At 41.8% G+C, this 16,184-nt stretch carries 10 protein-coding genes; 6 read left to right on the forward strand and 4 right to left on the reverse strand.

All coding sequences use genetic code 11. The features are described from left to right. The first annotated feature begins 1 nt into the window (after position 1). Positions 2 to 2,233 carry a S8 family peptidase gene (locus IGI88_RS06260; protein ID WP_142437268.1) on the forward strand — a complete coding sequence of 744 codons (2,232 nt, stop codon included), beginning with the start codon at positions 2 to 4 and terminating at the stop codon, positions 2,231 to 2,233. Positions 2,234 to 2,286: 53 nt separating this feature from the next. Continuing rightward, positions 2,287 to 2,412 carry a hypothetical protein gene (locus IGI88_RS06265; protein WP_256662170.1) on the forward strand — a complete coding sequence of 42 codons (126 nt, stop codon included), beginning with the start codon at positions 2,287 to 2,289 and terminating at the stop codon, positions 2,410 to 2,412. 488 nt (positions 2,413 to 2,900) lie between these two features. Here the strand turns inward: IGI88_RS06265 and rpsI are convergent, their stop codons facing one another. Then, positions 2,901 to 3,293 carry a 30S ribosomal protein S9 gene (gene rpsI, locus IGI88_RS06270; protein WP_003128901.1) on the reverse strand — a complete coding sequence of 131 codons (393 nt, stop codon included), beginning with the start codon at positions 3,291 to 3,293 and terminating at the stop codon, positions 2,901 to 2,903. Positions 3,294 to 3,308: 15 nt separating this feature from the next. Next, positions 3,309 to 3,755, reverse strand: a complete 447-nt coding sequence (gene rplM, locus IGI88_RS06275; protein ID WP_301280258.1) for a 50S ribosomal protein L13 — start codon at positions 3,753 to 3,755, stop codon at positions 3,309 to 3,311. 406 nt (positions 3,756 to 4,161) lie between these two features. Between rplM and IGI88_RS06280 the strand changes: the two genes are divergently transcribed. Together IGI88_RS06280 and argH are read left to right on the forward strand one after the other, a co-directional pair. Then, the gene (locus tag IGI88_RS06280) at positions 4,162 to 5,376 is read left to right on the forward strand and encodes an argininosuccinate synthase (protein ID WP_005230386.1); all 1,215 of its coding nucleotides are present in this window, start codon (positions 4,162 to 4,164) and stop codon (positions 5,374 to 5,376) included. Between the two features lie 54 nt (positions 5,377 to 5,430). Further along, positions 5,431 to 6,810, forward strand: a complete 1,380-nt coding sequence (gene argH, locus IGI88_RS06285; protein WP_429960281.1) for an argininosuccinate lyase — start codon at positions 5,431 to 5,433, stop codon at positions 6,808 to 6,810. A 41-nt stretch (positions 6,811 to 6,851) separates the two neighbouring features. On the opposite strand, the gene IGI88_RS06290 is transcribed toward argH, so the two are convergent. Beyond that, the gene (locus tag IGI88_RS06290; RefSeq protein ID WP_005230382.1) at positions 6,852 to 7,340 is read right to left on the reverse strand and encodes a Dps family protein; all 489 of its coding nucleotides are present in this window, start codon (positions 7,338 to 7,340) and stop codon (positions 6,852 to 6,854) included. A gap of 125 nt (positions 7,341 to 7,465) precedes the next feature. Here IGI88_RS06290 and IGI88_RS06295 point away from each other — a divergent pair, with 125 nt between their 5' ends. Next, a complete protein-coding gene (locus IGI88_RS06295) occupies positions 7,466 to 8,137 on the forward strand; it encodes a prepilin peptidase (protein WP_429960282.1) in 672 nt (223 codons plus the stop codon). 81 nt (positions 8,138 to 8,218) lie between these two features. Here the strand turns inward: IGI88_RS06295 and IGI88_RS06300 are convergent, their stop codons facing one another. Next, entirely contained in the window at positions 8,219 to 14,410 is a 6,192-nt protein-coding gene (locus tag IGI88_RS06300; protein ID WP_429960283.1) for a Spy0128 family protein, read from the reverse strand. Between the two features lie 295 nt (positions 14,411 to 14,705). On the opposite strand from IGI88_RS06300, the gene IGI88_RS06305 reads away from it, so the two are divergent. Then, positions 14,706 to 16,124, forward strand: coding sequence for a helix-turn-helix domain-containing protein (locus IGI88_RS06305; protein WP_429946919.1), 1,419 nt, complete (start codon positions 14,706 to 14,708; stop codon positions 16,122 to 16,124). Positions 16,125 to 16,184: the final 60 nt, after the last annotated feature.

Here is a 16,184-nt window from a genome sequence, read left to right on the forward strand (position 1 = left end):
AATGAATGATATTTTACAATTAAAAGGAAGATTTGAACAAAAGTCTCGTGATTCGGGTCCTCCTGTTAAGAACTTACCTAAAGGAGCGATTGTTACTAGTTCAAAAATTGAAAGTTTGTGCAATGATTTAACTGAAATGGAAAGATTTTGGAGTACACAAACTATCTTTAATGGCGGATTAGTAAGTGCTTATTATATAAAAATAGCTGCTAAAAGTAATAGAATTAGTGAATTTTTATCCTATAAAGGAAAAACACCTAACGATACTATTGTTGGTGCAAAATTTTCGAGTGGTAAAAAGAAAAAACATATTATCACTCATTATGTTTCTATTGAATCCATAAGAGAGTCCATATCAAAAGGAAAAAAAGCTCTGAACGTTTTGAATATGGAATTCGGTGGTGAAATTACTGATAGTATTCTTAATCCTAAAGGAAGTTTAGATCGTATAAATTTTGAACCTTACGGAATTGCAAAATCATCTTTTCGAAAAATAATTGTTGATTCTTTTTATTTAGAAAAATTTGACACTGAGAATAGTGATTTTGATTTCAAAAAGAATTCCATCGTAACTATCTATGAAACTGGTAATGATACTCAAAATCTTTTAAATAAGTTAGGTATCAAAGTTTTTAATGATCAAATTATAAATGATACAACAATTTTATTAGATGCTAACTATTTAGAAATTCTTATGCAAAAAGCTCCATTTCTTGTTTCTATGGCCACTGAAAATCTAACTGAACTAGCACCTAGTGATTTTATAGAAACTTTTGATTCTGACACATCAATGATTCCCAAGCCTAAGGATGAACCAACAATTGGTGTCATAGATACATTATTTGATGAACGTGTTTATTTCAGCGATTGGGTAGAATTTCATACTATGATTGATCCGAACATCCCAATAGAACCTGAGGATTACAGACACGGTACAGCTGTTAGTTCACTAATTGTAGATGGTCCAAGTATCAATCCTTTATTAGACGATGGATGTGGTAGATTCAAGGTCAGACATTTTGGTGTAGCTACTCAAAGAGCTTTCAATTCTTTCACAATTATTCGATCAATTAAAGAAATTATAGCTAGCAATAAAGATATCCGTGTTTGGAATCTTTCTTTAGGTTCTAATGAAGAAGTGAACAGGAATTTTATTTCTGCGGAAGCTGCTATTCTTGATCAAATACAGTTTGAAAATGATGTTATTTTTGTAATTGCTGGCACAAATAAAAAAACTAGAGACGAGGAAAAAAGAATCGGTGCACCTGCAGATTCGATCAACTCGATGATCGTAAACTCTGTTAACTTAGATAAACAACCCGCAGAATATACTCGTCAAGGAGTAGTCCTCTCTTTCTTTACAAAACCTGATGTTAGTTACTATGGGGGTACTACGGATAATTATATGACTGTTTGTGAACCTTTAGGCAAAGCTTATGTAACTGGTACCTCTTATGCTGCACCGTGGATTGCTCGTAAGCTCTCTTATTTGATTGATATTATGGGGCTAAGTAAAGAAATTGCTAAAGCTTTACTAATTGATTCTGCTATCGGTTGGCAAAATGATTCTAGTTTTGAAAAACTGTCTCTAATCGGACATGGAGTTGTTCCAATCAGAATAGAGGACATAATCAATTCTCCCGATGATGAAATTCGCTTTCTTGTAACTGGGATATCTGAAAAATATGATACCTTCAATTATAATTTCCCAGTCCCTATTCATAATAATAAATATCCTTATGTTGCAAAAGCTACTTTATGTTACTTTCCAAAATGTTCAAGAAATCAAGGCGTAGATTATACGAATACAGAGTTGGATATATACTTTGGGCGAATTAATAATAATGATAAGCTGGATAGCATTAACAAAAATAAACAAAGTATAGAAGAGGAAACACATTATCTATATGAGGAAGATGCTAGAAAAACATTTAGAAAATGGGATAATATTAAGCATATCAGCGAAAAATTTACTCCGAGATCACAAGCAAAAAAAGTATATGAAAATAGACTTTGGGGAATGAGTATTAAAACCAAAGAGCGATTAAATGCCAATGATGGTGAAAATATTCATTTTGGCGTCGTGGTTACATTAAAAGAAATTAATGGCGTTAATAGAATTGATGACTTTATCCAACAGTGCAGTTTAAAAGGTTGGTTAGTAAATAGAATTAATGTAGAAAATAGAATTGATATTTATCAAACAGCTAATGAACCTATAGACTTTGAATAAATAGGTTGGTTTAACAAGCTTTAGCTTTCAACAAAAAGAGGAGGAGGAAAAGTATGGCCAAACATAGTGGTGGAAAAGTTGGAAAAGCAGGTAAAACTTTATCTTCAAAAAGTAGTAGTAAATCAGCAAAATCTAAAGCTGGTAAAACTTTAAAAACTCATCAAGATAAGAAACATTAATTATGATAAGCATCTAGAAATCGCGTAAAAACAAGGTTTCACCTCACAATGAATTTGAATAGAATTTTCCATATGCGTTCTAAAATAGGCAGTAAATTTCATTATTGCTTTAATCTATTCAATTTCTCATGTTCTCAAAATGATTAACTTGAGCCATGCCTTTTATTGATAAGGATGGCTTTTTTATACTTAGCTCGCATAATACGCACACAAATCTCCACATAAATTACGTCATACTTTTGTAATACTCGCCAAGCACAGCGGAGCAAACATTAGTCAAATCTCTGCAACTTTGACATATTCGAATATATCTACTACAAAAATATATGAAAATACAGCAAATGTTGTAGATTCAAAAGTTTACGAAGCATTTAATAGTGTGCCAAATAAAGAGCAATTAAAATAAATATGCTCCAAAGTGTGCTTTAAAAATCAAAAAAAGACACCTGCCAAATGGCAGATGTCCAAAATCGTTGATATACCAACGATTAACGTTTTGAAAACTGTGAAGCTTTACGAGCTTTCTTAAGACCTGGTTTTTTACGTTCAACCATACGTGCGTCACGAGTAAGTAAGCCAGCACGTTTAAGAGCTAAACGGAAATCAGGATCAACTTGTAACAATGCGCGTGCGATACCGTGACGGATTGCACCTGATTGTCCAGCGTATCCACCACCATTTACGTTTACAAAAACATCGTATGAACCTTTAGTTTCTGTAACGCCGAATGGTTGGTTGATTACTTCACGCAAGTCTGCGTGTGGGATGTATTCTTCAACATCTTTTTTGTTAACAGTAATTTTACCAGTACCTGGTACTAAACGTACGCGGGCTACTGCATTTTTACGACGGCCAGTGCCGATATATTGAGCTTGTGCCAATGAAATTCCCTCCTATTAGATTAAGTTTGTGATGTCCAATACTTCTGGTTGTTGTGCAGCATGTGGGTGTTCAGCGCCAGCATAAACATGAAGTTTCATTCCTTGTTTACGGCCTAAAGTGTTTTTAGGAAGCATGCCTTTTACAGAAGTTTCGATCAAACGACGAGAATTTTTAGCACGTAATTCTCCAGCAGAGACTGATTTCAATCCTCCTGGGAAGTTTGAGTGACGGTAATAAATTTTATCGCTTGCTTTGTTACCTGTTAATTTGATTTTTTCTGCATTAATGACGATTACGAAATCGCCTGTATCCACATGAGGTGTGAATGTTGGTTTATTTTTACCACGTAAGACAGATGCTACTACTGCTGAAAGACGACCCATAGGAACATCTGTTGCATCTACTACGTACCATTTACGTTCTACTTCGCCTGGTTTGGCCATATATGTTGTACGCACAATTTTTTCCTCCAATTCAATTTCACGAATGTTTGACATACACTTGAGTTTCCGGGGCTCTTGTGGGGCAAACAATACCATATAACATAATACCTTCTATAAAGCCTAATGTCAACGTAATTCCGCCTCTTTTTGAAAATTTTCTCCATTCGTTTTCTGCCATTTTCTCTGAAAAACGAAACTTGTTGTTGCAAGCTTCTAAAACTGAATAACTTTATGAATATCATGTATAAACTTTCATTAACAAAGTGAGCATCCTCTTCTTTTCCTCAATCACCGATAATAGTATAAAAACCTGATAATCGCCACTTTTATGTATAAATATTTAATTTTGCCCTTGATTTATTATTTTTATTCTGATAAGATAGCTTCAATCACTTGAAAACACGCGGAAAAGGAGTTAATAAGTATGAAAGAAAAAGTAATATTGGCCTATTCTGGAGGATTAGATACCTCCGTTTCAATTAAATGGTTAACGGACCAAGGATATGATGTGGTGGCTTGCTGCCTAGACATCGGTGAAGGTCGCGACACCCAATCCATTAAAGACAAAGCTTTGGCAGTTGGCGCGATTGAATCTTATGCCATCGATGCCCGCGAAGAATTCGCCCAAGATTTTGCTTTGATCGCTTTACAAGGCAATACTTTTTATGAAAATTCTTATCCTCTTGTTTCCGCTTTGTCTCGTCCATTGATCGCCAAGAAATTGGTAGAGTTGGCATTAGCGACTGGCGCAACGACCGTCGCCCACGGCTGTACTGGTAAAGGCAACGACCAAGTTCGGTTTGAAGTGGCGATCGCTGCTTTAGCGCCTCACTTGAAAGTCATCGCACCGGTTCGGGAATGGAAATGGTCCCGGGAAGAAGAGATTGCCTATGCGGCTGAAAAAGGAGTGCCGATTCCCGCTGATTTGGACAATCCGTATTCCATCGATCAAAACTTGTGGGGACGTGCCTGTGAGTGTGGCGTCTTAGAAGATCCTTGGGCAACGCCGCCAAAAGGGGCCTACGCTATCACGCAAGAATTAGAAGATACTCCTGACGTACCAACGATCGTTGAGATCACCTTTGATCAAGGGGTACCGACCGCCATTGATGGCGAAACGATGAATCTAGCAGAATTGATCATGAAACTGAACCGGGTGGCTGGCGAACATGGCGTTGGTCGGATCGACCATATCGAAAATCGTCTGGTGGGAATCAAATCACGGGAAGTTTATGAATGTCCGGGAGCGATCGCTTTGATGACGGCTCATAAAGAATTGGAAGATTTGGTCTTTGTACGGGAATTGGCGCATTTCAAACCAATCATTGAGCAGCAATTAGCCCAAGTCATCTATGATGGTCTTTGGTTCAATCCATTGACGGAAGCTTTGATTACCTTCCTGAAAAGCACGCAAGTCTACGTCAACGGAATCGTGCGTTTGAAATTATTCAAAGGCAACGTTATTTGTGAAGGACGGAAATCTGAAAACAGCTTGTACGATGAAAACTTAGCAACGTATACTTCTGCAGATACCTTTGATCAGCATGCGGCCATCGGCTTCATCAAATTATGGGGACTGCCAAGCAAAGTGCACGCTGAGATCCAAGCGCAACAGCAACTAACAGAAACATTGATTTAAGTATGCACGGCTGAAGCTGCCGCTTCAGCCGTAATCTTTTTTTGAGGTGAGAATATGGCAAAATTATGGGGCGGACGTTTCGATGGGAAAAACGAAGCATGGATCGATGCTTTTGGGGCTTCCATCACGTTTGATCAAAAGTTAGCAAAACAAGACATTCTTGGCGGTTTGGCACATGTCAAAATGCTGGTTCATACGGGCATCATCAGTCAAACCGATGGCGAAGCGATCATTGGCGGCTTGACCACGATTCAGCAGCAATTGGCCGCTGGCGAATTGACCTTCACGATTGAAAATGAGGACATTCATTTAAATATCGAGACGTTCTTGCATGAATTGATTGGACCAGTGGCAGGCAAACTGCATACTGCCCGTAGTCGTAATGACCAAGTGGCGACCGACATGCATTTGTATTTAAAAGAAGTCGTGCAAGACGTGATCACTTTGATCGCTGAATTGCGAGAAGTGCTGGTTTTACAAGCCGAAGCCAACATCTACACCATCATGCCCGGTTATACCCATCTGCAGCATGCACAGCCGATTTCTTTTGCCCATCACCTCTTAGCCTATTACAGTATGCTGACGCGTGACCAGGAGCGTTTCAGTGAGAGTTTAAGCCGCATCGATGTGATGCCTTTAGGCAGTGCTGCTTTGGCAGGAACTACCTTCCCTATCGATCGTGCTTTCACTGCTCAAGAGTTAGGGTTCAGCAATATTTACAGCAACAGCCTAGATGCGGTCAGTGATCGTGATTTTATCTTGGAATTTTTAAGCAACGCCTCTTTATTGATGATGCATCTGTCTCGTTTTTGTGAAGAGCTGATTCTTTGGTGCAGCCACGAGTACCAATTCGTGGAACTGACCGATACCTTCTCCACCGGCAGCTCCATTATGCCTCAAAAGAAAAACCCTGACATGGCGGAGCTGATCCGTGGAAAAACAGGACGTGTCTATGGGAATCTCTTTGGTCTTTTGACGGTCATGAAGGGCTTGCCGCTGGCGTACAACAAAGATTTCCAAGAAGACAAAGAAGGCATGTTTGACAGCGCCGAAACCATCACGAAAAGCTTGCAGATCATGACAGGCATGATCGCAACGATGAAGGTCAATCAAGCACGGATGCAAGAATCCACTGAAAAGGATTTTTCCAACGCAACAGAATTAGCGGATTACTTAGCTGGCAAAGGCGTGCCTTTCAGACAAGCCCATGAGATCGTCGGCAAGCTCGTCAGTGAGTGTTTGAGCAAAGGCATCTATCTGCAAGATGTTTCCTTGGAAGACTACCAAGCGATCCATCCTGCCATCGATAGCGATATTTTTGAAAAACTTGATTCCTATACCGCCGTCAAAAATCGCCATTCTTATGGCGGCACCGGTTTTGATCAAGTGGCACAGCAAATTGAAGCCGCCAAAGGGCTATTAGCAAGCAAGTAAAAAAACCAGCGAAGAAAATTCTTCGCTGGTTTTTTTGTGGATTAATGACGTACGCGAGATTTCGCTGGATCGATCAATGGCGCTTCGCCTAAGTGCGCTTGGATCATCCAAATACGTTTTTCGATGGCTGTTTTGAAGCCGATGAAGATATCTTGGGTTGGATCGTCGCCTTCTTCACCAGATACTTCGATCCCTTTTTGGTATAAGTCCGCTAAGTAACGGTAGCCTTCCACCAATGTAGCTAAGCGTTCTGGAATCGTGCGGTCCCAGTTACCCACTTCATCAGGGATTTGAGTGTGTTCAGCCATTTCACGCAAAGTTGAATATGGTGAACCGTCTAATGTAATCAAGCGTTCAGAAACTTCATCCAATTGCTCATTTAAATCATCCATGAATTCGTCCATCATTGGATGCAAGGTCAAAAAGCCAGGTCCACGCATGTACCAGTGTGTTTGGTGAACGACCATAGCCATTTGGCTTAAATCAGCAACAAGTTGGTTTAATACTTCTTTTGTTTGTTCAAATTTCATAACGATTCCTCCTCTAAATTATCTATTTTAAGGATAATACGAAACAAATAAAAAGTACAACAAAATCATCTATTTGAGAAAATTTCTCACTCTCTTACGTATTTCTTTATAAGGAGGATCGAAAAATGACGATTTTCGTGTTTTTTTTAGGCGCTTTACTCGGCTTCTTTTGGCTTTTGCTCTTACAAACCCTGTTTTGGAATCCGTCAAAAAGTGATTCTCGTTCTCATTACCAGAAGGTGAACAAAGTTTCGGATAACCATTGTTTTTTTCTCCTTCCTACAAAACGGCTTTTACCCCTGCTTTATTGGACCATCGTCTGCTTGTGCTATGGCGGACTTTGCGTGGTTGCCTTTCATGATTCAGAAAGCTTCCTGGCTTTTGTCTGGCTGACCAGTGCCTTTTTACTCAGCTTGACCGACTTGATAGACTATAGCGTCTACCCGCAACTGCTGTACCCCGCCCACCTACTGCTAGCGCTGGCACAGCTTAGAAGCGGCGCTTCTTTTCAATGGCTGTCTTTAGGCTTGCTGGTTCCACTGGTCTTTTTTGTCTGGCAGGAAAAAATGGGCGGCGGCGATCTCTTAGTACTGGCAGGCTGGAGCATTTGGCTAACGCCGTTGACACTTTTGGCCCTCTTACTAGTAGCCAGCAGTCTCGGGCTTCTCGCTTTTTTTAGCTATCAAAGCATCTGGAAGAAACGATTGGCGCAGTTGCCCTTCGTCCCCTTCTTGAGTCTGGGTTTGCTGATTGTTCGTTTTCTAGCGTTTCATACTTTTGACGCTTTTTTTCTTTGAAGTGAAGAAAAACAAGGCAGGAAAAAGCGGGACAAGTTGGACTCATCCCGCTTTCTCTTTCTGCTCTGTTGCTTCCCCAGCCTATGATAACGGCGTCCGTTTTTTGCGCTCAAGGTAGATGCCTACTGCGATCACTACTAACAACAGTCCCAAGACGACCCAACCAGCGGTCGTGGTGTCATTGGTTTTCGGTAAGTTGTCAGTTCCCGGCTTCGTTGTTTTGCCTTCTTTGACACGGTTGTTGAATACCATGTCTGCCGTTTGTTCCGCTTCAGCCACTAATTTTCCTGCTTGCTCTTTGACGGTGACCGTTACTTGATAGGTGGTTTCATCATAGATGATCGTTGCATCGTTGCCAGCTTTTTCACGAATCGTGTAACGATGTTCCCCAGCATCGTCATACGTCATTGCATCAAAAGTAATCGTTCCATTTGCGTCATTGCGTTGGGTTTGCAGAACCTTTCCAGCTTCATCCACTAATTCAAATGCGAATTCGTTGGCTTGCAGGTCTCTACCCGTCAAGACTTTCTTCGCACTTAGTACGACACTGCCAGTTTTTGGTTGGTAGCTGTTTTCAAAGACTTGATCGCCTTCGTATTCCGCCACTGCGGTCAACTGTCCCGCTTCATCGGTGACGGTCACAACTACCGCTAGCTCTTTCGTATCGTACGTGATGGTGCCATCAGTTCCTGTTTTCTCACGAATGGTGTAGTGGTACTCACCTGTTTCATCATAGGCGAGAGCGTCAAAGTAGATCTTGCCAGTGGCATCATTGGCTTTTGTTTGAAGTACAGTTCCATCTTCATCGACTAGTTCAAAATCGAATTCGTTTGCTTGTAATGTACGACCAGTTAAGACTTTCTCAGCACTCAGTACGACACTACCAGCCTTTGGTTGATAACTGTTTTCAAAGACTTGGTTGCCTTCGTATTCCGCAACTGCGGTCAACTGTCCAGCTTCATCGGTGACGGTAACGACTACTGCCAGTTCTCTCGTATCGTAAGTGATGGTGCCGTCAGTTCCTGCTTGCTCACGGATGGTATAGCGGTATTCGCCAGCTTCCTCATAGGCGAGAGCGTCAAAGTAGATTTGTCCGGTTGCATCATTGGCTTTTGTTTGAAGAACAGTTCCTTCTTCATTGACTAGTTCAAAATCGAATTCATTTGCTTGTAGCGTACGACCGGTCAAGACTTTCTCGGCACTCAGTACGACACTACCAGCTTTTGGCGTATAGTCGTTTTCAAAGACTTGGTTGCCTTCATATTCCGCAACTGCGGTCAATTGTCCGTCTTCATCGGTGACGGTCACGACTACCGCTAGTTCTTTCGTATCGTAAGTGATGGTACCGTCAGTTCCTGCCTTCTCACGAATGGTGTAGTGATACTCACCGGCTTCCTCGTAAGGGAGCGCGTCAAAGTAGATCTTGCCAGTTGCGTCATTGGCTTTTGTTTGAAGTACAGTTCCATCTTCATCCACTAGTTCAAAGGCAAATTCGTCTGCTTGTAACGTGCGGCCGATCAAGACTTTTTCGGCACTCAGTACGACACTACCAGCTTTTGGTTGATAGTCGTTTTCAAAGACTTGATTGCCTTCGTATTCGGCCACTGCGGTCAACTGTCCGTCTTCATCAGTGACGGTCACAACTACCGCTAGTTCTTTTGCATCGTAAGTGATGGTACCGTCAGTTCCTGCTTTCTCACGAATGGTGTAGTGATACTCACCGGCTTCCTCGTAAGGGAGCGCGTCAAAGTAGATCTTGCCAGTTGCGTCGTTGGCTTTTGTTTGAAGAACAGTTCCTTCTTCATCTACCAGTTCAAAGGCAAATTCGTTGGCTTCCAGCGTGCGGCCGGTCAATACTTTCTCAGCATTCAGCACCACTCCGCCAGCTTTTGGCGTATAGTCATTTTCAAAGACTTGGTTGCCTTCATATTCCGCAACTGCGGTCAATTGCCCGTCTTCATCGGTGACGGTCACGACTACTGCCAGTTCTCTCGTATCGTAAGTGATGGAGCCATCGTTTCCTGCTTGCTCACGGATGGTATAGCGGTATTCGCCAGCTTCCTCATAGGCGAGAGCGTCAAAGTAGATTTGTCCGGTTGCATCATTGGCTTTTGTTTGAAGAACAGTTCCTTCTTCATCTACCAGTTCAAAGGCAAACTCGTTGGCTTCCAACGTGCGGCCCGTCAATACTTTCTCAGCATTCAGCACCACTTCGCCAGCTTTTGGCGTATAGTCGTTTTCAAAGACTTGATTGCCTTCATATTCCGCCACTGCGGTCAACTGTCCATCTTCATCCGTCACGGTCACAACTACCGCTAGTTCTTTTGCATCGTAAGTGATGGTACCGTCAGTTCCTGCTTTCTCACGGATGGTATAGCGGTATTCACCTGCTTTATCATAAGGAATAGCGTCAAAGTAGATCTTGCCAGTTGCATCATTGGCTTTTGTTTGAAGTACAGTTCCTGCTTCATTGACTAATTCGAAGTCAAATTCTTCTGCTTTCAAATCACGACCGATCAGCACTTTCTCAGCATTCAAAACGACACTACCGGATTTTGGCGTATAGTCATTTTCGAAGACTTGATTGCCTTCATAGACTGCTTTCGCAATCAACTGGCTATCTTCTTCCGTGACGGTCACAGTTACCTTTAGTTCTTTGTCGCTATAGGTGATGGTTGGATCATCGCCGGCTTTTTCCCGAATCGTGTAATGGTATTCGCCAGGCTCATTGTAAGTGATGGCGTCAAAGGCAACTTGACCGTTGCCATCATTAGTTTGTGTTAAAATCACAGAGCCAGTTTCATCCACTAGTTGGAACGTAAATTCGCCGTCTTTTAGCTCGCGCCCATCAAGCAGCTTCTGAACATTCAAGGCGTGGGTCGTTTCTTTGATTTCCCGCTTGTTGGCTAGTTCAAAGACATAATTGACTTGCTTATCAGAAATAGTGAAGGTGTACTGAGTCGCATCTCGTTCGTATCCTTCCGGTGCGGTGATTTCTTGGATCATATAATCGCCGTAACGCAGATTGTCGATCCGATCAATGGCGTTGCCGTTTTCCATGATCTGATTGTTTTTCACCACCAGGTTCGACAAGATGACTTCATAGGTATTTTGTGCATTTTTGCGGCTTAATTGGAAAACCGCTTCTTCATCGATCCCTCGTTCTTTGGTGCCATCGGCATCGTATTTCACGATCGTCAAGGAACCGTTCGTCCCAGAAGACGTTCCGCTGCCATCTGTCGATTTGATGGTGATTTCTTTGGTTACTGTGTGAATCTCGATCTCACTACCCGTCAAATTGACATTGTTGGTCACCCGTTCATTGTTCAAAATCCCGGGGTCAAGTTGTGTTTGATAAACGATAAAGTATGGTTTATCAATCATTTCTTCAAAAGCGATCACTAACGATTGCGTCCCTGCTACCACATCCGAGGTGATTTTCGGATTGTCTTCGTTGGTGAAGGTGACTTTTTCTCCTTTTTCCCACGTACCATTGTTTAAGACCGCTTCATACACATCTACGATCACGGCATCGTCGGCATCTCGTAAAAAGGTGTGTTGATTGTAGTTGATGGTATCGGTCACTACCGCATTGTGGATTTTGCGGCTATCAGCATTGATCATGATTTCCCAATCGATCAACCGATTGTTGTCGGCATTCTGGCTACCATTTTTCATCAACCAGTCCGTTTTCGCAGACTTGTCGACTTGGCCATCGGCAGTCAACGTTGTGTCATTGTCCGTCAATGTAATAGTATTTTTGTAGGTAAATACTTCTTCCGCTGCTTCCGTTGCCAAGAAGACCGCCAGTGTTTCTGACGTTTCTTTCAGCAAGGTGATCGTAACTTTTTTCGTGTCAGGGTCATAAGTGTAACTGTAATCCTCGTTTAGCACCAATTGCTCTTTCAGTGCTCTGACTTGCGTCGTATACCCAGTTACTGTGACCGTGTAAAGCGCCAAGTCTTTCAAGGTTTGGCCTTCTTGCAGCTGGTCCGTGATGATTGCATCTTTGTTGATTTTTTCTTTGTACGTATTGAATAGCCCCATCCAATAGACTTGATCGCTAGAGGCGGTCTGCTCATCAAAAATAGTTCCTAAGTTCCGACCTAATACGGCAGTAATCGCTTTGGCGACATCTTCCCCTTCACCAATAAATAGGCCGTATTTCAAGGCATTTTTTAACCAGTTGGTATCCATCCAAGTATTGGATTCAGAGGCTTCCGTGAACGTATTGCCGGCTTCGTCTTTATAATGGACAAACGCTGCATTACTAAAACGACTGCTAGAACTTCCTAATGCGATCTGCTGTGAAACATCGAAGCTAGTTTTGAAATTAACCGTGATCGTTGCCGAGGTCGTTTGGTACGCCCCTTGCAGCTTGATCCGAAAACCAGTCTCAAGTTCCTTCGTTGAGCCATCGGCTAGCGTTTTCGTTTCTGTGATTAGCTCTAGCGTATAGTCGGTATTGAGCTCTAAAGGCTCGGTCACTCCGCTTGCCGTCACTACCAGCGTATCCGCCAACAAGGCCAGTGCGCTGCTGTTTGCGCCAGAGATCAATTGATAGCGGTCTTCGATGATTAGGTCACTGACTTTTTGCTGATTGGTATTGGCATCAATTTTCCATGCGACAGTCTTCGTTTCATAGTCTTTGGTGCCAGCTGTTTTCACGATACCGATCGTTTTGGTTGGCGTCACTGTCCCACTGCCCGTCAATGAGGTATTTTGATTGTCGCGGATCGAAGCGTAGTTGTAAATACGAGTATCAGCTAGAACAGATTCATACAACTGGGTATCGTATTGGATCTTGTAGTAACCAGCTTTGGCAAACGTGATGCCAAAGCGGACGATTTCCCCCTCTTTATCCAGCTGGTACGTCCCATCAAAGGACCAATCTTCTGCTGGGATAGAGTTACCATCTTTGTCCGTGATCACCAAAGTCTCTGGAACAAAAAAATGTAGGGCTTTTTCAGGATCCGTTCCTGAATAGGTCTGATCCAAAACTCTGGCTTGGTCTTTGTCCAATGTGACGGAAATTTCCCATGATGCTCGTTTCGTTTCTTGATCATAGCCTTTGAACCGTTTGTATTCCGATTGCTCATCGTAAGTAACCGTTGCTTCTGCAGTTTTTTCTGTAAAATCGCTGCCGTTGATTGTTGCCGTGTTTTTGAAAGAAGAAGCCGTTGGATCGGTGACTGCACTATTGATCACGATTCGAACCGGTTGATTAACCGTTTGATTGAAGGTAAACGTGTTGTTAACGCTGTTAAAGGTATATAAGCCATCGGTACGAACCCACTCCTCGGTGGCTTCATCGTACAAGTAGCCTGTCGAAGTACTATAAGACAAACCTTGAGGCATTTTATCGGTGATCACCACATCATGCAATTCACGACTGGTTTGGTTAAAAATAATTTCCCAAACCACTGAACCGCTGGAAGTCACGTTACCAGTCTTAATGATGTCGACTTCATAAATAGGCAATGTAATGATGATCTCATGACCATCTTCATCGTAGATCCCAGTATGAATCGTCACTTCTTCGGTGACAGTGCTCACACTTAATTCCGTAATTAGATCGATAGTCCCTGAGCGGTTGGAAAGTGTTTGTGCCGCTTCGTTAAAAGTAACAGTCAACGTGCCATCGAGTGCTAAGGTAAAGGTTCCGATCGATTGCCCACCAGAACGGGTCAATTCGCCGTTAACGGTGTTATGAATAGCAAAATATTCCGGTAATTGATACGTATAATAATCGCCAGCGCGAATTTCTTCCGTATCTGCTAACGACCAGTCAAAATGAATTTTGATGTTGCCGTTATACATCGGTGGATTTTCGGCAGTGAAGGGTTGATCGTTTAAGTCAGTAATTCGGACATTGTCAAAAAGTTGTACTCCCCGTTCGTTTAGGTTGGCACTAAGATTCTCAGCGGTAGTAGAAGCTTCCGTTTCCGCCTCAGTATCTGGTGCTCGGGGTTGAATGCTGTTTTGATTCAGTGTCGAAGATGCTTGGGTTGCTTGACTTTCACTAGGGACGGTTGCTTGTTCTTCTTCTGCTTGACTCGTTTCTGACTGAACTGCTCCCGCTGTCGATGAATCCGTAGGTGCTTTTTCCGTATCGATCGTTCCCGTCTCAGGCTCGGTACTTTCCAGCGTTTCAGTCGTTCTTTCGGTACTTTCGGTTGCGTTGATTGCTTCTGCTAGTATGATCGTTGGTTCACAAAAAATGGAGCCAAGCAAGACTAGCAAACATATATAGATAGAAAATTGTTTTTTCATAATTGTTCATTCCTTTTTTATTTAAATTTTTTCAATTGATCTCGGAAACGCTCGACGAATAACATTGTTCAACAGTGAGCAAGATATCCCAACAAACAACTGCTTTTTGCCTCCTCCCCATGATTCAAAAATTTTGGTCTTTGCTACTTGTATCAAACGTATTACTACTATTCCACACTTCTATTTTCCCAAAATTTTGGGGTGGGATGTATTCAAAAAAAATACAACACGCAATTTTTTTGAATACATGTAAAAACGTGATACTATTTACTTAAAAGGGGGCTCAGGGGCAATCATGTTACGGAAATTGTTATCATCTACGACACAAAAGAAACTACAGCTGATTGAGTATTTATTAGACGATCAGGGAACGAGTCTTCACGATTTGGCAGTAAAATTTTCCATTTCAATGTCTGCAGCAAAAACCTATATCGCGGAAATCGACAATGAATTTTCGTTTCTGGACTTACAATTTGACGATTATTCAGCTGTTCGCCTCCACTTGCATCCCTTTGCTACTCGGCTAGACGTATACAGCCAGTTTTTGACTCGCTCTTCTGCATTTCAATTATTGGAACTACTCTTCTCATCAAGTTTCACTAGTTATGATATGTTGGCTCTAGAATTAAATTTAAGCAAATCGTCGATCATTCGTTTGATCAAGAGGATCAACATGGTTCTGGCACCATATGATTTCTTCATCGCGACCAAACCCATCCAGTTAAAAGGAAATGAACACAACATTCGCCAGTTTTTTCTGATTTTCTTCTTAGAAAAGTACCAGTATGAATTTGTGGATGCCAACATCAACCAAGAACAGGATTTTTTGAAAATCGCCCGTATCATGGCAGCAGCGACGCCCTTAAAGCTTTATTTTTCCGACATCAAAAAAATCGCTTTTGTGATCTATATCAACACGAAGCGCGATCGCCTATACGCCTCCAACCCCAATGGAAACCACGTCGAATATTTCTTAGAGAAAATCGATTTGAGCGAATTTACCGGCTACAGTCGGGCCTACGTCGAGAAAATGGTCGGTTATGTCACGACCCATATTGGTCAAGACCCCAACGTCTTTCGTAAGACCAAACAAGAGTTTTATCAAATGACCAAACGTATATTTAAAAAGTACAACTATCATGAAGCCGACTTTGAAGAGAAACTCGACGCTGTGGTCTTTTCTTATTTTCTTGGGATCAACTTGCGCGTTCCTTACTGCATCTTGGATGATCGCTTTGCTCGTTTTGTCAACAACTGTGATTTGGTCCAACAGGCAGTCAATCGAGACATCGTTCACCTTTTGACCCATTCAAATTTACCGATCATTCGACCAAGTACGATCAATTACCTGATTTATATTTTCCATATATCTTTCCCAAATTTCGCTAAAGAAATCATCGATGCCAATGCTGGCTTTCGCTTAGCTTTGTTTTATGATACGAATAGTTACCATACGGAATTTATCCAAACGAAAATCCAACAGTTTATTCCTTATCAGCTAACAATCACGATTTTAAATCCTCTGGACTCGTTTTCTCTGACCAAACTGGATGAGACTTATGATTTGATCATCGGCAATCTGACCCCCTCCTGCAGAAAAAACTTATTTCATTATGCAGACATCAATCTGACTTCGAATGACTTGGCGTTTATCGCTCGGCAGGTTCAGGAAAAGGGAATTCATATGCTGCAAGAACGGCAAGAGGAAAACTAATAAACAAAAAAAATCACCTTCGAAAGAGTTGAATGACGTACGCCAAGGAACAATTTGAGC

The organism is Enterococcus sp. AZ179 (assembly GCF_050498885.1).
Taxonomy (GTDB): Bacteria; Bacillota; Bacilli; order Lactobacillales; family Enterococcaceae; genus Enterococcus_D; species Enterococcus_D entomosocium.

Bases quoted from the DNA above. Each gene is read 5' to 3' on its own strand.
- IGI88_RS06290 (WP_005230382.1), bottom strand. From the start codon at position 7,340: ATGAAATTTGAACAAACAAAAGAAGTATTAAACCAACTTGTTGCTGAT.
- IGI88_RS06265 (WP_256662170.1), top strand. From the start codon at position 2,287: ATGGCCAAACATAGTGGTGGAAAAGTTGGAAAAGCAGGTAAAACTTTA.
- IGI88_RS06280 (WP_005230386.1), top strand. From the start codon at position 4,162: ATGAAAGAAAAAGTAATATTGGCCTATTCTGGAGGATTAGATACCTCC.
- argH (WP_429960281.1), top strand. From the start codon at position 5,431: ATGGCAAAATTATGGGGCGGACGTTTCGATGGGAAAAACGAAGCATGG.
- IGI88_RS06295 (WP_429960282.1), top strand. From the start codon at position 7,466: ATGACGATTTTCGTGTTTTTTTTAGGCGCTTTACTCGGCTTCTTTTGG.
- IGI88_RS06260 (WP_142437268.1), top strand. From the start codon at position 2: ATGAATGATATTTTACAATTAAAAGGAAGATTTGAACAAAAGTCTCGT.
- IGI88_RS06305 (WP_429946919.1), top strand. From the start codon at position 14,706: ATGTTACGGAAATTGTTATCATCTACGACACAAAAGAAACTACAGCTG.
- IGI88_RS06300 (WP_429960283.1), bottom strand. From the start codon at position 14,410: ATGAAAAAACAATTTTCTATCTATATATGTTTGCTAGTCTTGCTTGGC.